Raw genomic sequence first — 23,232 nt, forward strand, 5'->3', positions numbered from 1 at the left:
GCGACCGGCCTCATGTCCGGCTTGTCGGAACTCATGCCCGATCCGGACTCCTTCACGGCCGAGGTCGTACTGCCGGGCGAGACCACGTCGCCCTGGGCCGCCCGTACGTTCGTGGGCCGCGCAGTGCGCGCGTGGGGGATGCCCGACGCCCCCTCCGCCGACGCGGTGCTGCTGGCGAGCGAGTTGGTGACGAACGCGGTGGTGCACGCCGGTACGGGAGTGCGCCTGGAGTGCCGCCACGAGGGCGAGGCCCTGGTCGTCGAGGTCGAGGACAGGCACCCCACGCGTGCGGTGGAGACCCGTGCGCCCGCCGACCCCGAGGCGGGCGGCGGCAGCGTCCCCGGCTTCGGGCTGCGCCTGGTCGCCGCGCTCGCGGAGGAGTGGGGCGTCAGCTACCGCAGGAGCGGCAAGACGGTCTGGTTCCGGCTGCCCTGGCAGCCCGGGGAGGCCCCGGAGGAGGGCATGCCGGCCGGCCGCGCCGCGGAACAGCCGGCTGACCGCCCGGGCGGTGGCGCGGACGGCGCTCCGGCCACCCTCACGCTGCCCAGGCAGGCGGACGGCACCGTTGACCGGGCGGACGCCGCGCGTCCCGCCGGCGGACCGGACCGGCCGGACAGCGACGTGGCGGCGCCCGCCTCGCCGGGCCAGGAGCTGAACCTGACGGGCAGGCTCGCACCGAGCTCGCTGCGTCCCGCGCAGTGCGCCCAGTGGGGCCCGGACTGGGTCAACCACGGCATCCTCTCCTTCCTGGCGGAGGCGTCCGACCTGCTCGCCGGGCAGACGGACGAGGACCGAGTGGCGTCCCTGGCAGGGCAGTTGCTGGTGCCGCGCTTCGCCGACTGGTGCGCCGTGTGGCTCGCCGACGCCGACACGCCCGCTCCGCCCCGGCTGGCGCGCGTGTGGCACTCCCAGGAGGACCGCATGGACGAACTCCGTGCGGAACTCGAGAAGTCGCCTCCCGCGCTGTCGAAACGGACGCTCTCCGGGCAGGCCGTCCCCCTGCCGTGGCCCGGGCAGGCGTCCGCGTACGGGCCGGGCGGCGCCGCTGCGGGCTGCCGTCTCGCCGTGGGCGGACGCACGGTGGGCAGCCTCGTCATAGGGCGTGCGGGCCTCGTGCGCCTCCCCGACGAAGTGATCGGCATCGTCGAGGACTTCGCCCGCCGCGTCGCTCTCGCCGTGCTCTCCGCGCGGCGCTACACCCGGCAGGCGACCATCAGCCGGGTGCTCCAGCGCGGGCTGCTGCCGACCGGCGACGTGGCCATCCCCGGCGTGGCGACGTCGGTCGTCTACGAACCGGCGGGTGAGGGCTCGTGGGCCGGGGGCGATTTCTACGACTTCTTCGAAGTGGGCGACGGACGCTGGCGGTTCGCGCTCGGCGACGTGTGCGGAAACGGCCCCGAGGCCGCCGTCGTCACCGGTCTGGCGCGGCCGGTGCTGCGGCTGCTGGCACGCGAGGGGTACGACGTGCGGCAGGTCATGGACCGCCTCAACCGGGAGGTGGGCGAGCAGACCCGCTTCCTGTCACTCGTCTACGGCGAGCTGGCGCCCCTCCCGGACGGCGGCGTGGAGTGCACGCTGGTGTGTGCGGGGCATCCGCTCCCCCTGGTGCGGACGCTCTCGGGCGAGGTGCGGGCGGCGGCGGAGCCGCAACTGCTGCTCGGCGTCGTGGAGGACGTCGGCTACGAGAGCCAGAGCGTGGTGCTGCGGCCGGGCGAGACGCTGCTGTGCGTGACGGACGGAGTCACAGAACGGCGGTCCGGCGCACGGCAGTTCGACGACGGCGACGGCCTGTCCGCGGCGCTGGCCGGTTGCGGCGGACTGTCCGCCGGGGCGACGGCCGAGCGGGTCCGCCGCGCGGTGCACGACTTCGGGGACGGAGCCCCCGTGGACGACCTGGCGATGCTCGTACTGCAGGCACGCGAACGGCAGACGTGCGAACCGGCACACGAACCTCAGGCACGCGAAGAGGGCTGATCCGGGCTGCCGCCCCGGCTCGTGCCGCACGCGCGCCCCCGCCCGGCCGCGTGAGGGTCAGTCGACCAGGTCGCGCACGACGGCGTCGGCCAGCAGCCGCCCCCGCAGTGTGAGCACCGCCCGCCCCCGCTTGTACGGTCCTGCTTCGAGCAGGCCGTCGGCGAGCGCCCGCCGCGCGGCGGACGTGCCGTCCGGAGCGAGCAGGTCCAGCGGGCAGCCGGCCTTGAGGCGCAGCTCCAGGAGGATCCGCTCCACGCGCCGGTCCTCCGGGCCGAGGACCTCTCGGCCCGCGCCGGGGGAGCGGCCCCCGGCCAGGGCCTGCGCGTAGGCCGCCGGGTGTTTGACGTTCCACCAGCGCACCCCGCCCACATGGCTGTGGGCTCCAGGTCCGCCGCCCCACCAGTCCGCGCCCGTCCAGTACAGCTCGTTGTGCCGGCAGGGGGCGGAAGGGTCGTCCGCGGCAGCCCAGTTGGAGACCTCGTACCAGGTCAGACCCGCGGCGGTAAGCGTCTCGTCGGCGATGAGGTAGCGGTCCGCGTGCACGTCGTCGTCCGTCATGGGGACCTCGCCGCGGCGGATGCGGCGGGCGAGCTGCGTGCCCTCCTCGACGATCAGGGCGTAGGCCGAGACGTGGTCGGGGGAGGCGGCGAGAGCGGCGTCGAGGGAGGCGCGCCAGTCGTCGTCCGTCTCGCCGGGCGTCCCGTAGATCAGGTCGAGGTTGACGTGCGTGAAGCCGGCGGCTCGAGCCTCCTCCACGCATGCCTGCGGGCGCCCGGGGGTGTGTGTGCGGTCCAGAACCTCCAGGACGTGGGGGCGTGCGCTCTGCATGCCGAAGGAGATCCGGTTGAACCCCGCGGCCCGCAGCTCCGCCAGGTAGCGGGCGTCCACCGATTCGGGGTTCGCCTCGGTCGTCACCTCGGCGCCGGGCGCCAGCCCGAACTCGTCCCGCACGGCGGAGAGCATCCGCGCGAGGTCGCCGGCCGGGAGGAGGGTCGGTGTGCCGCCGCCGACGAAGACCGTCTCCACGGGGCGCGGATCGTCCCCGAGCACCTTGCGGGCGAGGCGGATCTCGTCCGTCAGGGTCGCCGCGTAGTTCTCGCGGGAGGCGAGGACGCCCCCGGCGCCGCGCAGCTCGCCCGCGGTGTAGGTGTTGAAGTCGCAGTAGCCGCAGCGGGTGGCGCAGTACGGGACGTGCAGGTAGAAGCCCAGGGGCCGGTCTTCGCGGCCGGCCAGGGCTTCCGGCGGCAGTGCGCCGCTCTCGGGCACGGGCTCGCCGTCGGGCAGTGCGGAGGGCATGCGTCCCATTGTCCGTGACGGGCGGACGGTCCACGACGACGGGCGGGTGATCCGCCGCGGCGGACCGTCCGGCGAGCGGGGGCGGCCGGGCCCGGCGGGCGCCGCGACGGCCGGCGGGCGGGCCCGCGGCTCAGGAGAAGCCGACCGTCACGTGGTCGATGAGCTGCTCGACCCTGCCGAGCAGAGCCGGCTCCAAATCGCGGTAGGTCTGCACGCGGCCGAGGATGCGCTGCCACGCCGCCCCCGTGTTCTCGGGCCAGCCAAGCGCCCGGCACACGCCCGTCTTCCAGTCCTGCCCGTGCGGCACCCGCGGCCAGGCGTCGATCCCCACGGACGACGGCTTCACGGCCTCCCAGATGTCGATGTACGGGTGGCCGACGACCAGGACGTCGTCGCCGGTGACCTCCGCCGCGATGCGGGACTCCTTCGAACCCGGCACGAGGTGGTCGACCAGCACGCCGAGGCGCGCGTCCGGGCCCGGCCCGAACTCCCGCACGACGGCGGGAAGATCGTCGACGCCCTCCAGGTACTCGACCACCACGCCCTCGATGCGCAGATCGTCGCCCCAGACCTTCTCGACCAGCTCCGCGTCGTGCCGTCCCTCGACGTAGATGCGGCCCGCACGCGCCACACGGGCCCGGGCCCCCGGCACCGCCAGCGATCCCGACGCGGTGCGCTGCGGCGCCGCAGCGCCCCCGCCTCCGGCACGGTCGCCGACGGAAGGCCGCTGCGGCCTGACGAGCGTGACCGTCCTGCCCTCCAGCAGGAAGCCGCGCGGTTCCATGGGGAAGACGCGGTGCTTGCCGAACCGGTCCTCGAGGGTGACGGTCGGCCCCTCCGCCGTCTTCTCCGTGCGGATCACCGCGCCGCAGTAGCCCGTGGTGATCTCCTCCACCACGAGCCCGGGGTCCGCCGGGACCTCCGGCACGGGCTGCCGCTTCTTCCACGGCGGGGTCAGGTCGGAGTCATAGGAACGGCTGCGCATGACGGCATTCTTCACGACTGCGCGAAGCGCCGCGCCAGGCCGTCCCGTTGCGCGCGTACGAACGCCGCGTCGACGACGGCGCCGTGCCCCGGCACGTACAGCGCGTCCTGCCCGCCGAGCGACAGCAGCCGGTCCAGGGCGGCGGGCCACAGTGCGGGCGAGGCGTCGGGGCCGGCCTGCGGCTCACCGGACTCCTCGACGAGGTCTCCGCAGAAGACGACCGTCCTGCCGTCCGCGCCGCCCTCGCCGGTGCCCCGCACCACGACCGCCAGATCGTGCGGGCTGTGCGCGGCGCCCAGGTCCACCAGGACCACCTCCCGCCCGCCCGGCGACAGCGTGAGCTCGCCGCGGACAGCGTGCCCGGGCACGGCCAGGGACTCCGCCGACGCCGCCGCCTCGTCCCCGGGCATTCCGTGGTGCTCCGCGTCCCGCCGCAACTCCTCGCCGGCACCGGCCAGACGGACGTCCATGCCGGCGGCCGCGTAGACCCGCGCCGCGGTGAACGACGCCGCCCCCAGTACGTGGTCGAAGTGGGGGTGCGTGAGCACCACCCGGGTCACGGGCAGCCCGAACATGCCGAGCAGCTCGTCGCGGACGCGCGCGCCCTCCTCGACGCTCGCTCCGGCGTCCACCAGCAGCAGCCCCGACGTGCCGCGCACCGCGCCCACCGTCGCGTCCCAGCGGGGGAGCCTGCGCCGCACCACACCCGGCGCCAGCTCCTCCCAGCCGCTCGCGGAGCGCTCGCGGGCCGCGGGCCCTCCCGCGTCTTCCCTTTCTGCGGCCATGCGGTGACGCTAACGGGAGTTCCCGGAATCCGTGCGCGCGGTACCTTCAATCGGGCGGCTCTTGCCCCGGCCACGGCTACCGGCCGTACACTGACCCAGGGGATTTGGCACTCCGTCGGGGAGAGTGCCAAGGCGCAGGAGACGGCCGGAGGCCGGAGGCTCTGCGCCCCCAGTGCGAGCGCGGCAAGGCTGGACGGGAGGTGTGCGCGTTGCTCAGTGAACGCAGGCTCGAAGTTCTGCGCGCGATCGTCCAGGACTACGTGGGCACGGAGGAACCCGTGGGTTCCAAGGCGCTGACGGAGCGGCACAACCTCCAGGTCTCGCCGGCGACGGTGCGCAACGACATGGCGGTCCTGGAGGACGAGGGGTACATCGCGCAGCCCCACACCAGCGCGGGCCGTATTCCCACGGACAAGGGCTACCGCCTCTTCGTCGACAAGCTGGCCGGCGTGAAGCCGTTGTCCTCCCCGGAGCGCAAGGCGATCCAGAACTTCCTCGAGGGCGCCGTCGACCTCGACGACGTGGTGGGGCGCACGGTGCGTCTGCTGGCGCAGCTGACCAGGCAGGTCGCCGTCGTGCAGTACCCGTCGCTGACCCGCTCCACGGTGCGGCACGTCGAGCTGCTGTCGCTCGCTCCGGCCCGGCTGATGCTGGTGCTGATCACCGACACCGGCCGTGTCGAGCAGCGCCTCATCGACACCCCGGCCCCGATGGGCGAGGACGCCCTCGCCGATCTTCGCGCACGGCTGAACAGCCGGGTCGTGGGTCAGCGCTTCACGGACGTACCCTCCCTGGTGCAGGACCTTCCGGAGGCCTTCGACGGCGACGACCGGGGCACGGTCTCGACCGTCCTCGCGACCCTGCTGGAGACCCTGGTCGAGGAGACGGAGGAGCGGCTGATCATCGGCGGCACCTCCAACCTCACCCGCTTCGGGCACGACTTCCCCCTGACGATCCGGCCGGTGCTGGAGGCGCTGGAGGAGCAGGTCGTGCTGCTGAAGCTGCTCGGAGAGGCGAAAGACCCCGGAATGACCGTAAGAATCGGGCATGAGAATGCCCACGAAGGGCTGAGTTCCACGTCGGTGGTTTCGGTCGGCTACGGTTCGGGCGACGAAGCAGTCGCCAAGCTCGGCGTGGTCGGACCGACCCGCATGGACTACCCCGGAACGATGGGAGCTGTACGCGCAGTGGCACGGTACGTCGGACAGATCCTCGCGGAGTCGTAAGTGGCGGCGGACTACTACGCGGTCCTCGGCGTGCAGCGCGACGCCTCGCAGGACGAGATCAAGAAGGCCTTCCGCAGGCTGGCGCGCGAGCTGCACCCGGACGTCAATCCGGACCCGAAGACGCAGGAGCGGTTCAAGGAGATCAACACCGCTTACGAGATCCTCTCGGACCCGCAGAAGAAGCAGGTCTACGACCTCGGCGGCGACCCGACGGGCGGCGCCGGCGGTGGTGGCGGCGGCTTCGGCGGCGCGGGCTTCGGCAACTTCTCCGACATCATGGACGCGTTCTTCGGGACGGCCTCGCAGCGGGGCCCCAGGTCCCGTACGCGGCGCGGCCAGGACGCCATGATCCGGCTCGACATCGACCTGGAGGAGTCGGCCTTCGGCACGACGAAGGAGATCCAGGTCGACACCGCGGTCGTCTGCAACACCTGCAGCGGCGAAGGTGCGGCGCCGGGCACCTCGGCGCAGACCTGCGACATGTGCCGAGGGCGGGGCGAGGTCTCCCAGGTGACCCGCTCCTTCCTGGGCCAGGTCATGACGTCGCGCCCGTGCCCGCAGTGCCAGGGGTTCGGCACGGTCGTGCCGACGCCCTGCCCCGAGTGCGCCGGGGACGGCCGCATCCGCTCGCGCCGCAGCCTGACGGTGAAGATCCCCGCGGGCGTCGACAACGGCACCCGCATCCAGCTCGCGGGCGAGGGCGAGGTCGGTCCGGGCGGCGGCCCGGCGGGCGACCTGTACGTCGAGATCCACGAGAAGTCGCACTCGACGTTCCAGCGGCGCGGCGACGACCTGCACTGCACGGTGACCATCCCCATGACGGCGGCGGCGCTCGGCACGAAGGTGCCGCTGGAGACGCTGGACGGCGTGGAAGAGGTCGACATCCGGCCGGGCACGCAGTCCGGCCAGTCGATCCCGCTGCACGAGCGCGGCATCACGCATCTGCGGGGCGGCGGGCGCGGCCAGCTGATCGTCCACGTCGAGGTGACGACGCCGAGCAACCTGGAGCCGGAGCAGGAGGAGCTGCTGCGGCGGCTGGCGAAGCTGCGCGGCGAGGAGCGGCCCACCGGGCAGTTCCAGCCCGGCCAGCAGGGGCTCTTCTCCCGCCTCAAGGACGCGTTCAACGGCCGCTGAGCGGCGGCGGGTTGACGTCCGCGCGGATACGGACCGTCCCGCCGCGCCCGCCCGGCCCGTGCCGCCGCGGCGGGTGGCGGGCTCTCCCGCGGCGGCGGGCTCCCGGGCGGGGCGGTACCCGCGAGGCGTGGAGGCGCCGCGTGGCAGGATGAGCGCATGTCCATCCCGCTGAGCGCGCTCTCCGACTTCACGGAGCATCCGATAGTGCAGGCGCCCATGGCGGGCGGCGTGTCCTGTCCGGAACTAGCGGGCAAGGTCAGCGAATCGGGCGGACTGGGCTTCCTCGCCGCCGGCTACAAGACGCCGGAAGCCATGTACGAGGACATCAAGCAGCTGCGCGGGCTCACCCAACGCCCGTTCGGCGTCAACCTGTTCATGCCGCAGCCCGACCACGCCGACGCGGGGTCGCTGGAGCGCTACCGCGCCCAGCTCGGCGGCGAGGCGATGTGGTACGAGACGGAGCTCGGCGACACCGACCACGCCACCGACGACGCCTACGAGGCGAAGCTCGCGATCCTCTTCGACGACCCCGTCCCCGTCGTCTCCTTCACCTTCGGCTGCCCCACGCGGGGCGTGCTGGAGCGCTTCAACAAGCGCGGCACGTACACGGTGGTGACCGTCACCTCCGTTGCCGAGGCGCAGGTCGCGGAGTGGTCGGGGGCCGACGCCGTCTGCGTGCAGGGCACCGAGGCGGGAGGCCACCAGGCCACCCACCGCGACGACCCGCAGGAGGACGGCACCGGCAGCGCCCTCGGCCTGCTCTCGCTCGTGGCGCACGTCAAGGAGGCGGTGCGGCTGCCCGTCATCGCGGCGGGCGGTGTCATGCGCGGCCGGCAGATCGCCGCCGTTCTCGCGGCGGGGGCGGTCGCCGCGCAGCTCGGCACGGCCTTCCTGGTGTGCCCGGAGTCGGGTGCCGACCCGGTGCACAAGGAGGCCATGACGAACCCGCTCTTCAACCGCACCGCGATGACACGCGCGTTCACGGGACGTCCCGCGCGCGCACTGGTCAACCGCTTCCTGAGGGAGCACGGCCGGTACGCCCCGGCCGCCTACCCCCACGTGCACCATCTGACGGCGAGCGTGCGGAAGGCGGCGGCCAAGGCGAAGGACCCCCAGGGGATGGCGCTGTGGGCGGGGCAGGGCCACCGGCTCGCGCGGGATCTTCCGGCAGCGCAGCTCATGGACGTCCTGGTGACGGAGCTGACCGTGGCCCGCGAGGCGCTGCTGAAGCGCGGCGTCCCGGGGAGCGGGGCATGACGGCCCCGGTCTTCCTGGCGGACGGCGGGGAACTGGCGGACGCCGTGCGTTCCGGCGGCGGCACCGTCGTGCTGGAGGGCCCGGAGGGGCGGCACGCGGTGTCGGTGAAGCGGCTGCGGCCGGGCGAGGAGGTCGTCCTCACGGACGGCGCGGGGACAGGCGTCGCGGGCACCGTAGGGAACGTCTCGGGCAAGGACCGCCTGGAGGTGGCGGTCACCTCCGTGCTGGCGGAGGCGGAGCCCAGGCCGCTGATCACCGTCGTGCAGGCGCTGCCGAAGGGCGACCGCGGCGAGCTGGCCGTGGAGATGCTGACGGAGACCGGGGTGGACCGGATCGTGCCGTGGGCCGCTTCGCGCTGCGTGACGCAGTGGCGCGGGGAACGCGGTGCGAAGTCGCTGCGCAAGTGGCAGTCCGCGGCGCGGGAGGCGGGCAAGCAGGCTCGCAGGCTGAGGTTCCCGGAGGTCGCGGACCTCGCGACGACGGCGCAGGTCGCCCAGGTGCTGCGCGACGCCGGGCTGGGCGTCGTGCTGCACGAGGAGGGCAGTGAGTCGCTCTCCGCGGCCGAACTCCCCGCGGACGGCGGCATCGTGCTGGTCGTGGGCCCCGAAGGGGGCGTCGCCCCGGAGGAGTTGGCGTCCTTCGCGGAGGCCGGGGCGCGGCCCTGCCGGCTGGGGCCGACGGTGCTGCGCACCTCCACCGCCGGGACGGCGGCGACGGCGCTGCTGATGGCACGTTCCGGGCGCTGGTCCTGACCCGCGGCTCCCGGGCGGCGTTCCGGGGCTGTTCGTCCTGGCCGGCGCCGGGCCCGGCCGTGGCCGCGGACCGAGGGGTTCGCGCGGGGTGCCCTTCCGGCCCGCACAGGTAGCATCCCTGCATGGCTGGAGAACCCCAGGCGGACTGCCTGTTCTGCAAGATCGTGGCGGGTGACGTCCCGGCGACCGTCGTGCGCGAGTCGCAGAGGATCATCGCGTTCCGCGACATCAACCCCCAGGCGCCCACCCACGTCCTCGTGATCCCCAAGGCGCACTACGCGGACGCCGCCTCCCTCGCCGCGGCCGAGCCGCAGCTCGCCGCCGAGGTGCTGGCCGAGGCGGGCGCGGTGGCCGAGGACGAGAACATCGTCCCCTCGGAGACGGGCCCGGGCTCCGGCTACCGCATCGTGTTCAACACGGGCGCCGGCGCGGGCCAGACGGTCTTCCACGCGCACGCCCACGTACTCGGCGGGCGCGGCCTGAACTGGCCGCCCGGCTGAGGCCGGACCTGCATGTCGCAGCGTGAACTGGTAGTGCTGGGCACCGCCAGCCAGGTCCCCACCCGGCACCGCAACCACAACGGCTACGTCCTGCTGTGGGACGGGCACGGCATCCTCTTCGATCCGGGCGAGGGCACCCAGCGGCAGATGCTGCGCGCCGGCGTGGCGGCCCACGACCTGACGCGCATCTGCGTCACGCACTTCCACGGTGACCATTCGCTGGGTCTCGCCGGAGTCATCCAGCGCATCAACCTCGACCGGGTGCCGCACACCGTCACGGCGCACTACCCCGCGAGCGGGCAGCGCTTCTTCGACAGGCTGCGCCACGCGACCGCGTACCGGGAGACCGTGCGTCTGGACGAGCGGCCCGTCGACGGACCGGGCAGGGTGGAGGTGACGCCGGCCCCGGGCTCCTCCGGGGAGCGGGCCGAGGCGGCCGGGGAGGCCCCGCCCTTCGCCCTCACCGCGCACAGGCTGTCCCATCCCGTCGAGTCGTACGGCTACCGGCTGGTGGAGCCCGAGGGCCGCCGCATGCTGCCGGAACGGCTCGCGGCGGAGGGCATCCGCGGCCCCGACGTCGCGAGACTCCAGCGCGAGGGCGAACTGAGGGGCGTGCGGCTGGAGGACGTCAGCGTCACCCGGCGCGGCCAGCGTTTCGCCTTCGTCATGGACACCCGGATGTGCGACGGGGTGCACGCTCTCGCCCAGGACTGCGACCTGCTCGTCATCGAGTCCACGTTCCTCGACGACGACGTGTCGCTGGCCGAGGAGCACGGCCACCTCACGGCGGGGCAGGCAGGCCGGGCGGCCGCGGAGGCGGGCGTGCGCAGCCTCGTCCTCACGCACTTCTCGCAGCGCTACACCGACCCCTCGCTCTTCGCCGAGCAGGCCAGGAAGGCCGGTTTCGAGGGGGAGTTGACGGTGGCGGAGGACCTGATGCGGGTCCCCGTGCCGAAAAGGCGCAGCTGACCCCGCCTCCCGCGGGTTACGGTCGCGGACGTGAACGAGGAGGGTTCCCCGCGTGGAGGGGAGAGCGGGACGCCGCCGCGGGGTGCTTCCCCGGCGCATCACGCGAGCGACATCGCGGGCCGCACCGTGGCGTGGGTGGACTTCGGCGGGTGCGGCCCGCCGCTGCTCGCACTGCACGGCACCTTCGGCCGGGGCTCGGTCTTCGCACCACTCGCGCGGTGTGCGGAGGGCCGTTTCCGCATCATCGCGCCCGATCTGCGGGGGCACGGGCACAGCGCACGCGCGGAGGACTACGGCGCGCGGGCGTTCGTCGCCGACGCGGCGGCCTTCGTCGAACACCTGGGCCTCGGCCCGCTGCCGGTGCTCGGCCACTCCCGGGGAGGCGTCGTGGCCTTCCAACTGGCTGCCGCGTACCCCGAGACGGTCTCCTCGCTGATCGTCGAGGACGTCGGCGCGGTCCTGCGCCGCCCGGAGGTCGCCCACCCCGTACTGGACGTGCGCGGGTGGCCCCGCTCGGCCGCGTCCCGCGAGGAGCTGGGTGCGGCGATCGAAGCGGCCGGGGTCCCGGACGGCGGCTACTTCCTGCAGAGCGCCGTACGGCGGCGGACGCCCGAAGGGACGCGCTGGGAGCTGCTGTTCGACTGGGACGACATGATGGCCGTGCAGGACAGCGGCATGGGCGACTGGTGGGCGGACTGGCTCGGCTCCAGCTGCCCCGCGCTGCTGCTCCGCGGCGGTGAGAGCCCGATGCTGAGCGCGGCAGCGGCCCGGGAGATGTGCCGGCGCAGAAGCCGCACCCGGCTCGTGGAGTTCCCCGGCGCGGGCCACTGGGTCCACGACGACGACGCGGAAGGCGTGGCGGAGGCCATCGCGGACTTCCTCGCGCGATGAGCGGGGGACGGGCCGCCGCATACGTCCGGTCCCAGGGTCCCGGGAGCACGACGGACGCCACGTACAACACGGACCCCGCGTCAAGTTCCTTGCTGGGCTCTGACAACAACTCCGCGACGGCCGCGCCGTATCCGTACTTTCGAAGGGCCGTGGGGGCACACCGAATCCGTTCGACTTCAGAACTGGAGCAGTCATGTCCCGTAAGCGGAGGATGAGCAGGAAGCACAAGGTCGTCGCGGGCGTGAGCGCCGTCGCCATGGTGGCGGGGATCGCCGCCGTGACGGTGAGCACGAGCCAGGCGGCGGAGGCGTGCGCCGGACTCGATCAGGCCCTGCAGAACAACCAGAACTTCATCGCCGCCCAGAAGGCGAACCCCGACGCGCAGTCGGAGGCACGAATCGCCAACCGGCAGGCCGTCATCGACCTCATCCAGCAGCGCAGGCAGGCCGCCGGCTGCCAGTGAGCGCGGCGCGGGCGGCGAGGAGCCGACCTTAGTGAATCGCGGGGGGTGACCCGTGAACTCGGGGGGCCAGGGGATGCCCGTCGAGCGGAACGGCCGGTACCGAACCCAGGTACCGGCCGTTCTCCATGTGCGGCGACGCCCTTGCGGCTCTCGCCCTTCGCCCGTTTAAGGCCCCCGCGGGGCGGCGTTCAGGCCGGCTCGCCGGCCTCCATGAGCTCCATGAAGCGGTGCATGCCCACGTTGCCGCCGGAGATGACGACGCCGACGCGGGACGGAAGCGGGTCGACGCGCCCGGCGAGCAGCGCGGCCAGGCCCGTCGCCCCGCTCGGCTCCACGACGATCTTCAGACGCTCGAAGGCGAACCGCATCGCCGCGAGGATCTCCTTCTCGCTCACCAACTCCACGCTGTCGAGCAGCCGCTGGTTGACGGAGAAGGTCAGTTCGCCCGGTGTGACGGCGCCCTGCCCGTCGGCGATGGTGCGCGGAACGGCGTCCAGCTCGACCCGGCGTCCGGCCGCGAGGGAGCGGTGCGTGTCGTCCCCCGCCTCTGGCTCGATGCCGATCACGCGTATCCGCGGATGCAGCGCGGTCGCCGCGACCGAGGTGCCCGCGGCCAGCCCGCCGCCTCCGACGGGAACCAAGATGGCGTCCAACTCACCGGTCTTGTCGAGCAGTTCGAGGGCGGCGGTGCCCTGCCCGGCGATGATGTGCGGGCTCTCGTAGGGAGGCACGAGCGTCAGCCCGCGCTCCTCGGCGAGCTGCTCGCCCAGCTCGACGCGGTCCTGCGTGTAGCGGTCGTACGTGACGATCTCGGCGCCGTACGCGGCGGTGGCGTCCAGCTTGGACTGGGGGCTGTCCTCCGGCATGACGATGACGGCTTTGCTGCCCAGCTCCCGGGCCGCCAGTGCCACTGCCTGCGCGTGGTTGCCGGAGGAGTAGGCCGCCACGCCGCGCGACAGCTGCTCCGGCGACAGCCGCACGATCGCGTTGTAGGCGCCGCGGAACTTGAACGCCCCTATCCGCTGGAAGTTCTCGCATTTCAGGTAGGTCTCCGCGCCCACGAGCCGGTCCAGCGTGCGGGAGTGGAGCACGGGCGTACGGTGCGCCACCCCCTCCAGCCGGGCGGCGGCCTCGCGGACGTCCTGCAGGGTGACGGGGCCGGTGGGCGGACTGCTGCTCATGCGGTGCTCCTCTGCCGGGATGCGGATGGGGCGCTCCGGCTGCCGCGGGCCGGAGACCCCCATCCTCACCCAGGCCGTCGCAAAAGCGGCAGCCGGCTGCCCCTTCGCCCCTCACCTGCGGCTGCGCTCGCGCTACGGCAGGAAGTACATGGGGTTGGGCATCTTGTACTTCCGCTCCGCGTGGCCGCCCTTGAGGTCGCTGAACTGGTCGCCGAAGTTGCCGAGGATCCGGTAGCCCTGGGACTCGATGTGCTTGCGCGTCCCCGACTTGTACTCGACGGTCGTGCAGTCCGCACCGCACTCCAGGTACGGCGGCGGGTTCTCCTTGTTCTTCAGGAAGAAGTGCTTGCGGTCGACGGGAGCCTCGTAGCCCACGTTCTCCAGGTTGCGGACGCTCCAGTCCCGCTGGTGCTCGGCGCGCCCGGTGAGGAAGAAGACCGTGATGCCCTTCTCGTGAGCCCAGTTGACGAGCTTCTTCATCCCGAAGACCGCGTCCATGTCGGTGGTGCGCAGGTACTCGTCCTGGGCCTTCTCGTCGAAGTCGTAGCCGATCTGCTGCTCGAAGTTGTAGGTGAGGAGGGTGGTGTCGTCGACGTCGAAGACCACCGCCGGCTTCTTCCCGTGCCGTCCGCCGCCATCCTCGCTCTCGCCCTCGCTCGCCTTGGCGAGGGCCTTCTTCAGGTCGCGCTGGGCGCTCGCCGCTATGCCGCGCACCTGCTTGGCGTAGTCGCTCTTCGGGGAGGCGTAGTGCTCGCCGTCCGGGGTCTCGATGTCCCCGTAGTAGTCCGCGATCTGCTCCTTGACCTTGTCGATGTTGGGGATGTCGCGGTCCGTCACCGGCGGCTCGGCCCCGGACCGGCCGGAGTTGTCCGCCGTCGCCTGGCCGGCTCCGAACAGGGCGCTCCCCGCCAGAGCGGCGGCGACGGTGAGGGCGGCGACGCGCGCGCCGCGAGTGGCCGTCAGCGCACGCAGGGGACGGGGGTTCTCGACGTGCTTCGAACGGTCGTCGTTGCTGGACATGTGGGGGGCTCCAGGTACTTCGGGCTGGTGGGACGCCGGTTCCGGCGTCGGGCGAGGGGAAGCTAACAGAGGCCCGCGGCCCTTCTCCACGTACGAGGGGAGAACTTTGCCCAACGGCGACACCCGGCCGCATGGTCGACGGTCCGCCCGGCGGACGGCAGAGTTGGGCCGTAACACCCGGTCGTACGGGCGAAGACAGACGGGAGCCGCGCCACGACGAGGTGGCGCGGCGGACGGATTGCGGAGGGCCTGATGGCACAACAGGTGCGTGGAGTCGTCGCGCCGGGCAAGAACGAGCCCGTGCGCGTGGAGACCGTGACGGTGCCGGACCCCGGCCCCGGCGACGCCGTGGTCCAGGTGCAGGCATGCGGTGTCTGCCACACCGATCTGCACTACAAGCAGGGAGGGATCAACGACGACTTCCCGTTCCTGCTCGGTCACGAGGCCGCCGGAGTCGTCGAGTCAGTGGGGGAGAACGTCACCGAGGTGGAGCCCGGCGACTTCGTGATCCTCAACTGGCGCGCGGTGTGCGGGCAGTGCCGCGCCTGCAGCCGCGGGCGGCCCTGGTACTGCTTCGACACGCACAACGCGAGCCGCCAGATGACCCTCGCCGGCTCGGGAACGCCGCTCTCGCCCGCCCTCGGCATCGGGGCCTTCGCCGAGAAGACGCTGGTCGCCGCCGGGCAGTGCACCAAGGTGGATCCTGAGGTGTCGCCCGCCGTGGCCGGGCTGCTGGGCTGCGGCGTGATGGCCGGCATCGGCGCGGCGATCAACACCGGGGCGGTGGGACGGGGCGACACCGTCGCCGTCATCGGCTGCGGCGGAGTGGGCGACGCGGCGATCGCGGGGGCCCGGCTGGCCGGGGCGTCCCGCATCATCGCCGTCGACATCGAGGACCGCAAGCTCGCCCTGGCCGAGTCCATGGGGGCCACGCACACCGTGAACTCCCGCACGAGCGACCCGGTCGAGGCCGTCAGGGAGCTGACGGGCGGCTTCGGCGCGGACGTCGTCATCGAGGCGGTCGGCCGGCCCGAGACCTACGAACAGGCCTTCTACGCCCGCGACCTGGCCGGGACCGTGGTGCTGGTCGGCGTGCCCACTCCGGAGATGCGCCTGGAGCTGCCGCTGCTGGACGTCTTCGGCCGCGGCGGTTCGCTGAAGTCCTCCTGGTACGGCGACTGCCTGCCGTCCCGCGACTTCCCCATGCTGATCGACCTCCACCAGCAGGGCCGCCTGGACCTGGCCAAGTTCGTCACCGAGCGCGTCGCCCTGGACGACGTGGAGGAGGCGTTCTCGCGCATGGAGGCGGGAGACGTGCTGCGCTCGGTCGTGGTGTTCTGACCCGCGCCGGCGGGCCGGGGCGGACCCGGCCCGCCGACGGGACGTGAGGGGGCCCTGGCCGCTCAGGCACCCTCACAGCACTACGGTTCGATGAGACCGGCCCTGATCGCGTACCGGGTCAGCTCCAGCCGGTCCCTCAGGCCCAGTTTCTGCAGCAGGTTGGCCCGGTGCCGCTCGACGGTCTTCGCGCTGATCAGGAGCAGGTCCGCGATCTCCTTGGACGTGTGCCCCTCGGCGACGAGCTTGAGGATCTCCTCCTCGCGGTCCGTGATGGCACGGGCGGGCAGCTTGTCGCCGTCCCGCGCCCGGTCCAGGTAGTTGCGGATCAGGGCGGTGACCGCCCCGGGGTAGAGGAACGGCTCGTCGCGCATCGCGGCACGGCACGCCTCGACGAGGTCCCGGTCGGCGACGGACTTCAGCACGTAGCCGGCGGCGCCCGACTTGAGGGCTTCGAAGAAGTACTGCTCGCTGTCGTACATCGTCAGGATGAGGATGCGCATTTCCGGCAGGAGCCGGGAGAGTTCGCGAGCCGCCTGCAGCCCCGTCAGGCGCGGCATGGCGATGTCGAGGATGGCGAGGTCGGGCCGCTCGGCACGGGCCCTCTCGATGGCCTCGGCTCCGTCGCCGGCCTCGGCGACCACCGTCAGGTCCGGTTCGCTGTCGAGGATGAGCCTGACACCGCGCCGCACGAGCGCGTGGTCGTCGGCGAGCAGGATGCGGGTCTTCGCCGCCGGAGTGGCCGTGGTCATCGGGCCTGGCCTCTCAGCGGTACGTCGAGGCGCACCTCGGTGCCGCCGCCCGGGGCGCCGCCGACCGTGAGTTCGGCGCCGACCAGCAGCGCCCTCTCGCGCATGCCGCGGATGCCGGCGCCCTCCGGCGCTCCCCGCAGCCCCCGGCCGTCGTCGCGGACGCGGAGCTGGAGGCCGGAGGGGGTGCGGCACAGGGACAGTTCCACGTTGCGGGCGTCGGCGTGGCGGAGAGTGTTGGTGAGACTCTCCTGTGCGACTCGGTAGAGAACCAGTTCCGTCTCCTCCTCCAGGGCGGGCAGGTCCTTCTCCAGGCGGTTCCGCGCGCTGATCCTGCTGTGCGCGGGGATCTCGGCGGTCAGCGACTTCAGTGCGCTGACGAGCCCCAGTTCCTCCAGTACCCCGGGGCGGAGCCTGCGCGCGATGCGGCGGATCTCGTCGAGGCTGTCACGGGTGCTCTCCTGGACGCTGTGGAGCTCGGCCCGCACCGGCGGGGGAGCGTGGTCCGCCACCCTTTTCATCTCGAGCAGGACGGCCGTGAGCGTCTGCCCGATCTCGTCGTGCAACTCCTGCGCGATGCGGCGGCGTTCGGCCTCCTGAGCGGACAGGGCGCGGGCCGCGCTGGCCGCGCGTTCGGCCTCCAGCCGGTCGAGCATCGTGTTGAACGTCCTGATCAGGTCGGGGATCTCGCCCTGCCCCGCGACCGCCGGACGTGGCCTGGGCCGGAGCAGGTCGGTCGTGGTCATGGCGCGGGTGAGGCGCTGCAGCGGGGCGAGACCGAGCCGGAGCAGGACCCCGTTGGCGACGAGCATCGACCCGAGGCCCGCGCTGAGGACCAGCGCCTCGGTGAGCAGCACCGGGGTCGAGACCGTGACGGGACCGAGCAGCAGCATGGCGGTGGCCACGGTGAGCACCGCGGCGTTGAGCGAAAAGATCCGCCAGAAAAGGGACACAGCTCAACGGCCTCCTCACATCGGCCCCGGCGCCCTCCGGCCCGGTCCTGGGCCTGGCCGGGCGGCTCGCGTGACGGAGGGTTCCGCTGGCCGTACTCCAACCCTGCGGGTTCCGCTCACGTTCCGTCCATCGGGACCGGCACCCATTTTCACCCGGTGGGCCCGTAGCTCCTTACACGTCTGCCACCTCCGGAAATGGGTGGCGCGACGGATGGTCCCGCGAAGGGGCCCCAGAAGATCATGGACACCAGTCCAGCCCCCGTCCCATCCGCCCGGCGCTTACGCGCCCTGCGGCGGCGGACGCTCCGGGGCAGGCGGGATCTCGGTAGGTGCATGCCGGCCGGCGGGGCCGCCACGTCCACGTCAAGAGGGGAACGTCGATGTCCGTCACCGCCTGGCTCGCCGTAGGGGTCTTCACGGTCACCTACGTCCTGATCGCCACGGAACGGGTGCACCGCGTCGCAGCCGCGCTCGGGGGAGCGGTCGCCATGCTGGCCATCGGCGCCACCGACTCCGAGCACGCCTTCTTCTCCGCGCACGCGGGAATCGACTGGAACGTCATCTTCCTGCTGCTCGGGATGATGCTGATAGTCGCGGTGCTGAAGAGGACCGGCATCTTCGAGTACGTCGCCATCTGGGCTGCCAAGAAGGCCAAGGGCAGGCCGTACCGGCTGATGGTGCTGCTGATCCTGGCGACCGCGTTCCTCTCGGCCTGGCTCGACAACGTCACCACGGTCCTGCTGATCGCACCCGTGACGATCGTCGTCTGCCGCCGCCTCGGCGTCCCCGTGGTGCCGTACCTGATCGCGGAGGTCATGGCCTGCAACATCGGCGGCGCCGCCACGCTCATCGGGGACCCGCCCAACATCATCATCGGCTCCCGCGCGGGACTGTCGTTCAACGACTTCCTGGTGCACATGGCGCCCATCGCCGTGGTCCTGGTGCTGCTCTTCGCCCTCGTGAGCCGGTGGATGTTCCGCTCCGCCTTCCGCTACGACGCCGAACGCGCCAAGACGGTCATGGAGATGGACGAGCGGGAGGCCATCACGAACCCGAGGCTGCTCATCATCAGCGGCGTGGTGGTCGCCGCGGTGATGGCCTGCTTCGTGCTGCACACCGCTCTGCACATCGAGCCTGCGGTGGTCGCCATCTCCGGCGGACTGGTGCTGCTGGCGGTCTCCAGGCTCGACGCGGGCGAAGTGGCGCGCGACGTGGAGTGGGAGACGCTGGCGTTCTTCACCGGGCTGTTCGTGATGGTCGGCGCGATGGTGCAGACCGGCATCATCGGCGACCTCGGCAAGATGGCGGCGGAGGCGACCGAGGGCCAACTGTTCGGTACGGCGATGACGCTGCTCTTCGGCTCCGTGGTCCCCTCGGCGGTCATCGACAACATCCCGTTCGTCGCCTCCGTCAGCCCCATCGTCTCCGAGATCGTGGGCGCCTCCGGCGGCACCGCCGAGGCGGGCGTGCTGTGGTGGGCCTTCGCCCTCGGCGCGGACCTCGCCGGCAACGCGACGATCATCGCCTCCTCGGCCAACGTGGTCGTCGTCGGCATCGCCGACCGCAGCGGCCACCACATCTCCTTCTGGAAGTTCTCCCGGTACGGCCTGCTCGTCACTGCCATGACCGTCTGCGTCGCGGCCGTCTACGTCTGGCTGCGCTACTTCGCCTTCGCCTGACCCCGAAGCCGCCTGTCCCCGATCCGAAGCCCGCCCCCGACCCGACACCGACCCCCGATCCGACGCCGACTCCGAGGAGGCGCCTCTGACGTCCACAGCCCGCACCTCCCCCGTGGAGGTCACGGCAGACCGCACAGACGCCGGCAGGAGGCAGGACGATGGCTGACTTCGAAGACGGACGACGACCCGCCGGCCACGAGGGCCCGGCGTCCAGCAGGCCGCCCGCGGGGCCGGGCGACGGTCCGGCGGCCCCCACCGGGGCGTCCCCCCGGACCTGGCGCACGGCGGCCTGGGTGTGCGCGATCGCGGGGGCGGCGGCGCTCTTCGCGGGCGTCGTCGTCGGAGACGGGCTCCTCCTCGCGACGGGCCTGATCCTCGGGGGCGTCGCCGGCCACCTCGCCACACCCGAGTACACGCGGCAGCGACCCGCGCGGTCCCGGCCCCCGGTGGTGCCTGAGCGGCCTGACCGGCCTGACCGGCCTGACCGGTCCGAGCCGTCCGAGCGGGCCGAGGACCCCGCCGGGCCCCGGCGCCCCCGGCCACCCGCGCCGTGACGCCGCACGCCGTCCCGCCGCGACCAGTCAGGAGACGTCCCCAGTGACCCTGCAGCAGCTGTATCTGACGCTTCTCGTCGGCGGCGGCGTCCTGCTGGCCAGCATCGCCTGCGCGCGAGCAGCCGGCAGGCTCGGCCTGCCGAGCCTGCTGCTCTTCCTGGCCGTCGGCGTCGTCGTCGGCGAGGACGGACTCGGCCTGGACTTCGACGACGCGCAGCTCGCCCAGGCGCTGGGCACGGCGGCGCTGGCGGTCATCCTCGTCGAGGGCGGCCTGACCACGGCCTGGGAGGACGTCAAGAAGCTCCTCGCACCCGCGGGGGTGCTCGCGCTCTTCGGTGTGGCGCTGTCGGTGGGCGTCACCGCGACGGGAGCACACCTGCTGCTGGGACTGGACTGGCAACTGGCGCTGCTTCTCGGCGCGATCATCTCCTCCACCGACGCCGCGGCCACGTTCGCCGTGCTGCGGACGCTGCCGCTGCCGCAGCGGATCAAAGGCCTCCTGGAGGCCGAGTCCGGCTTCAACGACGCCCCGACGATCATCCTCGTACTGGCCTTCAGCACCGCCGCCGACGGCCTGCCCGGCGCCGGCTCCGTCGCCGGCAGCGTCCTGTACCAGCTGTCGGCGGGCGGCGCGATCGGCCTGCTCGTCGGGCGGCTGGGCGCCGCTGCGCTGCGGCACATCGCGCTCCCGGCGACCGGGCTGTACCCGCTGGCCACCGTGGGGTTCGGCATCATCGCCTTCGCCGCGGGCGGAGCCGTCAACGCCAGCGGCATCATCGCCGCCTACCTCTCGGGGCTCGTCCTCGGCAACTCGAAGCTCCCCCACCGGGCCGCCACGCGCTCCTTCGCCGAGGGCGCCGGCTGGCTCGCCCAGATCGGGCTGTTCGTCATGCTGGGCCTGCTGGTCACGCCGAGCGAACTCCCGGCGGTGGCTCTCACCGCCGTCGGCGTCGGGCTGGTGCTGCTGCTGGTCGCCCGGCCCGTGTCCGTGCTGCTGTGCCTCCTGCCGTTCCGCGTGCCGTGGCGGGAGCAGGCGTTCGTCTCCTGGGCGGGGCTGCGCGGCGCCGTACCGATCGTCCTCGCCACGTTCCCGATCGTCGGGGGAGTGGACGGAGCGCGGGAGCTGCTGAACATCGTCTTCGTGCTCGTCGTCATCTTCACGCTGGTGCAGGGCCCGCTCCTGCCGGTCATCGCGCGCCGTCTCGGGCTGATCCAGGCCGGAGCGCTGCGGGACGTGCAGGTGGAGGCGGCACCGCTCGACGTACTCGACGCCGATCTGCTCACGGTGTCCGTGCCGCCGGGATCGAGGCTGCACGGAGTCTCCGTTGCCGAGCTGCGCCTGCCACCGCCCACGGTCGTCACCCTCGCCGTGCGGGACGGCACCGTGATCGTGCCCCGGCAGGACACCGTGCTGTGCGTGGGTGACGAACTCCTCCTCGTCACCACGCCCGCCACGCGGGACGCCGCGGAACGGCGGCTGCGGGCGGTCGGCCGGCGGGGGAGGCTCGCCCGCTGGTTCGGCGAGCAGGGCGATCCGGAACCGGCGGCCGATGCTGTGGGGGACCCGCGCTGAACCCGCGCTCCAGGCCCTCCACGCAGGGATGAACCCGCTTAGTTTTGCCCTGGAAGGAACCCCCCTTTACCGACCGATTACCCTGGTGTGGTGATTGCCAGATGCAAGGACCGGCACGTACGCCGGTCCTGATCTCACCGCGAGGGGGGCCCAGCCATGTATCGACGCAGCCGATCCACGGCTGACTCCTCGTCAATTCCACCTCGCCTCTCCGGCATCGCGCACCCCCGCAGCCGCATGCGCGGACGCTCCCGACCGCGCTCGCGCGGGCGCCACAAACGGCACCGGCGAGCCGAGCGGCCGGTGCCTTCCGGGCTCAGCCCCCAGCACCGGTCGCCCGACCACGCCGCACCCGGCTTCCGTCTCGACGCCGCCTCGTCGCCGTCGGAGCAACGGGAAGGCACGTACGCCGCCGCCGACCGATCACCGGAGGGCAGACGCCCGTGCACAACACCACAGCCATGCTCATCGAACTCGGGGCGATCATCCTCGCCCTCGGCCTCCTCGGACGCTTCGCAGGACGCGTGGGCTTCTCGCCTATCCCGCTCTACCTGCTCGCCGGGCTCGCCTTCGGCCACGGCGGCATCCTCCCGCTGCAGGCCAGTGAGGAATTCGTCGCGACCGGCGCCGAGATCGGCGTCATCCTGCTGCTGCTCCTGCTCGGCCTGGAGTACAGCGCGTCGGAACTCGTCACGACGCTGAAGACCCAGTACCCGTCCGGCGCCGTGGACTTCCTGCTCAACGCGCTGCCGGGCGCTGCGGCGGCCCTCATCCTCGGCTGGGGCCCGGTGGCGGCCGTCGTCCTCGCCGGCGTGACGTGGATCTCGTCCTCCGGGGTCATCGCGAAGGTCCTCGGCGACCTGGGACGGCTCGGCAACCGGGAGACGCCGGTCGTCCTCGGCGTGCTCGTCCTCGAAGATCTCGCCATGGCCGTCTACCTGCCGATCCTCACCGCGCTCCTGGCAGGCGTCAGCTTCGCGGGCGGCTCGCTCACGCTGCTGATCTCGCTGGGCACCGTCGGAGCCGTGCTCTACGTCGCGCTGCGCCACGGCCGGCTGATCAGCCGCGTGGTCTCCTCCGACAACGCCGAGATGCTGCTCCTCGTCGTGCTCGGCCTGACGCTGCTGGTCGCCGGCATCGCGCAGGAGCTCCAGGTGTCGGCCGCCGTCGGCGCGTTCCTCGTGGGCATCGCCCTGTCGGACGAGGTCGCCGAGGGCGCGTACAACCTGCTGACGCCGCTGCGCGACCTGTTCGCCGCCGTCTTCTTCGTCTTCTTCGGGCTCTCCACGGAACCCTCGGAGATCCCGCCGGTCCTGCTGCCCGCGCTGATCCTCGCCGCCGTCACGGCACTGACGAAGATCGCCACCGGCTGGTACGCCGCACGCCGCGCCGGAATCAGGTCCCCCGGGCGCTGGCGCGCCGGCGGGACGCTCGTCGCACGGGGCGAGTTCTCCATCGTCATCGCGGGCCTGGCGACGGCTGCCGAACCGCAGGTCGGCCCCCTCGCGACGGCCTACGTCCTGATCCTCGTGGTGCTCGGCCCGCTCACCGCGCGCTGGGCGGAGCCCCTGGCGCGGCGCCTGGGGCTCTCGCCGGCCCGCCCCGCGAAGGGGACTCGCGAGGAGGCGTCGGGCGGGGAGAACGCGGCAGCGGAGGGGGAGAAGGCACCGGAAGCGGAGGACGCCGAAGGCGGCACGGGAACCGGCTGCGTCTGCGGCGAGGCGGATCGCCCGGGCAAGGCGGACGGCGACCAGGAACCCGCCGCCGAGGACGACCTGGCCGATTCGGCCGACGGAGCCGCCAGCAGCTACCGATGACCGCCCGCCGCGGCGGCGGCGCGCCAAGCCCCCGGGCACCGGCGCACCGCCGTCCGGCGGAGCGCGGCGCGCTCCGTGCGCCGAGTTGGCCCGATGCCGCGGTCGCGCGGTACACCGGAGACACCACTCGATGCGG

General features: G+C 72.8%; 21 protein-coding genes. 14 read left to right on the forward strand and 7 right to left on the reverse strand.

Features of this window, described 5'->3' with window-relative positions; translation table 11 throughout:
• Positions 1-33 precede the first annotated feature (33 nt).
• Entirely contained in the window at positions 34-1,974 is a 1,941-nt protein-coding gene (locus tag IEY56_RS10025) for a SpoIIE family protein phosphatase (RefSeq protein WP_189036768.1), read from the forward strand.
• A 57-nt stretch (positions 1,975-2,031) separates the two neighbouring features.
• Here IEY56_RS10025 and hemW read toward each other — a convergent pair whose 3' ends face one another.
• From hemW to IEY56_RS10040, 3 genes are all read right to left on the reverse strand, one after another.
• On the reverse strand, positions 2,032-3,270 hold the full coding sequence (hemW, locus tag IEY56_RS10030) for a radical SAM family heme chaperone HemW (protein WP_189036769.1): 1,239 nt from the start codon (positions 3,268-3,270) through the stop codon (positions 2,032-2,034).
• A gap of 130 nt (positions 3,271-3,400) precedes the next feature.
• Positions 3,401-4,255: a DUF3097 domain-containing protein gene (locus IEY56_RS10035; protein WP_189036770.1), complete on the reverse strand. Its 855-nt coding sequence runs from the start codon at positions 4,253-4,255 to the stop codon at positions 3,401-3,403.
• Between the two features lie 11 nt (positions 4,256-4,266).
• Positions 4,267-5,040 (reverse strand): MBL fold metallo-hydrolase, encoded by a 774-nt coding sequence (locus IEY56_RS10040; protein WP_189036771.1) that lies wholly within the window; start codon positions 5,038-5,040, stop codon positions 4,267-4,269.
• Between the two features lie 209 nt (positions 5,041-5,249).
• On the opposite strand from IEY56_RS10040, the gene hrcA reads away from it, so the two are divergent.
• From hrcA to IEY56_RS10080, 8 genes are all read left to right on the forward strand, one after another.
• The gene (hrcA, locus tag IEY56_RS10045; RefSeq protein WP_189036772.1) at positions 5,250-6,266 is read left to right on the forward strand and encodes a heat-inducible transcriptional repressor HrcA; all 1,017 of its coding nucleotides are present in this window, start codon (positions 5,250-5,252) and stop codon (positions 6,264-6,266) included.
• Complete coding sequence (dnaJ, locus tag IEY56_RS10050; protein ID WP_189036773.1) at positions 6,267-7,400, forward strand: molecular chaperone DnaJ; 1,134 nt, start codon at positions 6,267-6,269, stop codon at positions 7,398-7,400. It begins immediately after the preceding gene.
• Positions 7,401-7,556: 156 nt separating this feature from the next.
• Positions 7,557-8,657, forward strand: coding sequence for a nitronate monooxygenase (locus IEY56_RS10055; protein ID WP_189036774.1), 1,101 nt, complete (start codon positions 7,557-7,559; stop codon positions 8,655-8,657).
• Positions 8,654-9,409: a 16S rRNA (uracil(1498)-N(3))-methyltransferase gene (locus IEY56_RS10060; RefSeq protein WP_189036775.1), complete on the forward strand. Its 756-nt coding sequence runs from the start codon at positions 8,654-8,656 to the stop codon at positions 9,407-9,409. Before IEY56_RS10055 ends, IEY56_RS10060 begins: the two co-directional genes overlap by 4 nt.
• Before the next feature lie 122 nt (positions 9,410-9,531).
• Positions 9,532-9,909 (forward strand): histidine triad nucleotide-binding protein, encoded by a 378-nt coding sequence (locus IEY56_RS10065; RefSeq protein ID WP_045863322.1) that lies wholly within the window; start codon positions 9,532-9,534, stop codon positions 9,907-9,909.
• Between the two features lie 12 nt (positions 9,910-9,921).
• On the forward strand, positions 9,922-10,878 hold the full coding sequence (locus tag IEY56_RS10070; protein WP_189036776.1) for a ribonuclease Z: 957 nt from the start codon (positions 9,922-9,924) through the stop codon (positions 10,876-10,878).
• A gap of 30 nt (positions 10,879-10,908) precedes the next feature.
• Positions 10,909-11,769 (forward strand): alpha/beta fold hydrolase, encoded by an 861-nt coding sequence (locus IEY56_RS10075; protein WP_229711758.1) that lies wholly within the window; start codon positions 10,909-10,911, stop codon positions 11,767-11,769.
• Between the two features lie 193 nt (positions 11,770-11,962).
• The gene (locus IEY56_RS10080) at positions 11,963-12,232 is read left to right on the forward strand and encodes a hypothetical protein (RefSeq protein WP_199810807.1); all 270 of its coding nucleotides are present in this window, start codon (positions 11,963-11,965) and stop codon (positions 12,230-12,232) included.
• Between the two features lie 188 nt (positions 12,233-12,420).
• Here IEY56_RS10080 and IEY56_RS10085 read toward each other — a convergent pair whose 3' ends face one another.
• Entirely contained in the window at positions 12,421-13,413 is a 993-nt protein-coding gene (locus IEY56_RS10085; RefSeq protein WP_189036777.1) for a threonine ammonia-lyase, read from the reverse strand.
• A gap of 132 nt (positions 13,414-13,545) precedes the next feature.
• Positions 13,546-14,433, reverse strand: a complete 888-nt coding sequence (locus IEY56_RS10090; RefSeq protein WP_189036778.1) for an HAD family acid phosphatase — start codon at positions 14,431-14,433, stop codon at positions 13,546-13,548.
• A 252-nt stretch (positions 14,434-14,685) separates the two neighbouring features.
• Here IEY56_RS10090 and IEY56_RS10095 point away from each other — a divergent pair, with 252 nt between their 5' ends.
• Positions 14,686-15,774: an S-(hydroxymethyl)mycothiol dehydrogenase gene (locus IEY56_RS10095; RefSeq protein ID WP_189036779.1), complete on the forward strand. Its 1,089-nt coding sequence runs from the start codon at positions 14,686-14,688 to the stop codon at positions 15,772-15,774.
• An 80-nt stretch (positions 15,775-15,854) separates the two neighbouring features.
• Here IEY56_RS10095 and IEY56_RS10100 read toward each other — a convergent pair whose 3' ends face one another.
• Complete coding sequence (locus IEY56_RS10100; protein ID WP_189036780.1) at positions 15,855-16,523, reverse strand: response regulator; 669 nt, start codon at positions 16,521-16,523, stop codon at positions 15,855-15,857.
• Positions 16,520-17,473 (reverse strand): HAMP domain-containing sensor histidine kinase, encoded by a 954-nt coding sequence (locus tag IEY56_RS10105; RefSeq protein WP_189036781.1) that lies wholly within the window; start codon positions 17,471-17,473, stop codon positions 16,520-16,522. The genes IEY56_RS10100 and IEY56_RS10105 overlap by 4 nt, the downstream gene beginning before the upstream one ends.
• A 380-nt stretch (positions 17,474-17,853) precedes the next feature.
• Between IEY56_RS10105 and IEY56_RS10110 the strand changes: the two genes are divergently transcribed.
• From IEY56_RS10110 to IEY56_RS10125, 4 genes are all read left to right on the forward strand, one after another.
• A complete protein-coding gene (locus IEY56_RS10110) occupies positions 17,854-19,152 on the forward strand; it encodes an ArsB/NhaD family transporter (RefSeq protein WP_189036782.1) in 1,299 nt (432 codons plus the stop codon).
• A 158-nt stretch (positions 19,153-19,310) separates the two neighbouring features.
• Positions 19,311-19,706 (forward strand): hypothetical protein, encoded by a 396-nt coding sequence (locus IEY56_RS10115; RefSeq protein WP_189036783.1) that lies wholly within the window; start codon positions 19,311-19,313, stop codon positions 19,704-19,706.
• Between the two features lie 43 nt (positions 19,707-19,749).
• On the forward strand, positions 19,750-21,279 hold the full coding sequence (locus IEY56_RS10120) for a potassium/proton antiporter (RefSeq protein ID WP_189036784.1): 1,530 nt from the start codon (positions 19,750-19,752) through the stop codon (positions 21,277-21,279).
• 443 nt (positions 21,280-21,722) lie between these two features.
• Positions 21,723-23,096, forward strand: coding sequence for a cation:proton antiporter (locus IEY56_RS10125; RefSeq protein WP_229711759.1), 1,374 nt, complete (start codon positions 21,723-21,725; stop codon positions 23,094-23,096).
• Positions 23,097-23,232: the final 136 nt, after the last annotated feature.

The organism is Streptomyces daqingensis (assembly GCF_014645895.1).
GTDB classification, from domain to species: domain Bacteria; phylum Actinomycetota; class Actinomycetes; order Streptomycetales; family Streptomycetaceae; genus Streptomyces; species Streptomyces daqingensis.

Coding starts and splice junctions, on each gene's coding strand:
- IEY56_RS10025 (WP_189036768.1), top strand. CDS start 34: ATGCCCGATCCGGACTCCTTCACGGCCGAGGTCGTACTGCCGGGCGAG.
- hemW (WP_189036769.1), bottom strand. CDS start 3,270: ATGCCCTCCGCACTGCCCGACGGCGAGCCCGTGCCCGAGAGCGGCGCA.
- IEY56_RS10035 (WP_189036770.1), bottom strand. CDS start 4,255: ATGCGCAGCCGTTCCTATGACTCCGACCTGACCCCGCCGTGGAAGAAG.
- IEY56_RS10040 (WP_189036771.1), bottom strand. CDS start 5,040: ATGGCCGCAGAAAGGGAAGACGCGGGAGGGCCCGCGGCCCGCGAGCGC.
- IEY56_RS10055 (WP_189036774.1), top strand. CDS start 7,557: ATGTCCATCCCGCTGAGCGCGCTCTCCGACTTCACGGAGCATCCGATA.
- IEY56_RS10060 (WP_189036775.1), top strand. CDS start 8,654: ATGACGGCCCCGGTCTTCCTGGCGGACGGCGGGGAACTGGCGGACGCC.
- IEY56_RS10065 (WP_045863322.1), top strand. CDS start 9,532: ATGGCTGGAGAACCCCAGGCGGACTGCCTGTTCTGCAAGATCGTGGCG.
- IEY56_RS10070 (WP_189036776.1), top strand. CDS start 9,922: ATGTCGCAGCGTGAACTGGTAGTGCTGGGCACCGCCAGCCAGGTCCCC.
- IEY56_RS10080 (WP_199810807.1), top strand. CDS start 11,963: ATGTCCCGTAAGCGGAGGATGAGCAGGAAGCACAAGGTCGTCGCGGGC.
- IEY56_RS10085 (WP_189036777.1), bottom strand. CDS start 13,413: ATGAGCAGCAGTCCGCCCACCGGCCCCGTCACCCTGCAGGACGTCCGC.
- IEY56_RS10090 (WP_189036778.1), bottom strand. CDS start 14,433: ATGTCCAGCAACGACGACCGTTCGAAGCACGTCGAGAACCCCCGTCCC.
- IEY56_RS10095 (WP_189036779.1), top strand. CDS start 14,686: ATGGCACAACAGGTGCGTGGAGTCGTCGCGCCGGGCAAGAACGAGCCC.
- IEY56_RS10100 (WP_189036780.1), bottom strand. CDS start 16,523: ATGACCACGGCCACTCCGGCGGCGAAGACCCGCATCCTGCTCGCCGAC.
- IEY56_RS10110 (WP_189036782.1), top strand. CDS start 17,854: ATGTCCGTCACCGCCTGGCTCGCCGTAGGGGTCTTCACGGTCACCTAC.
- IEY56_RS10115 (WP_189036783.1), top strand. CDS start 19,311: ATGGCTGACTTCGAAGACGGACGACGACCCGCCGGCCACGAGGGCCCG.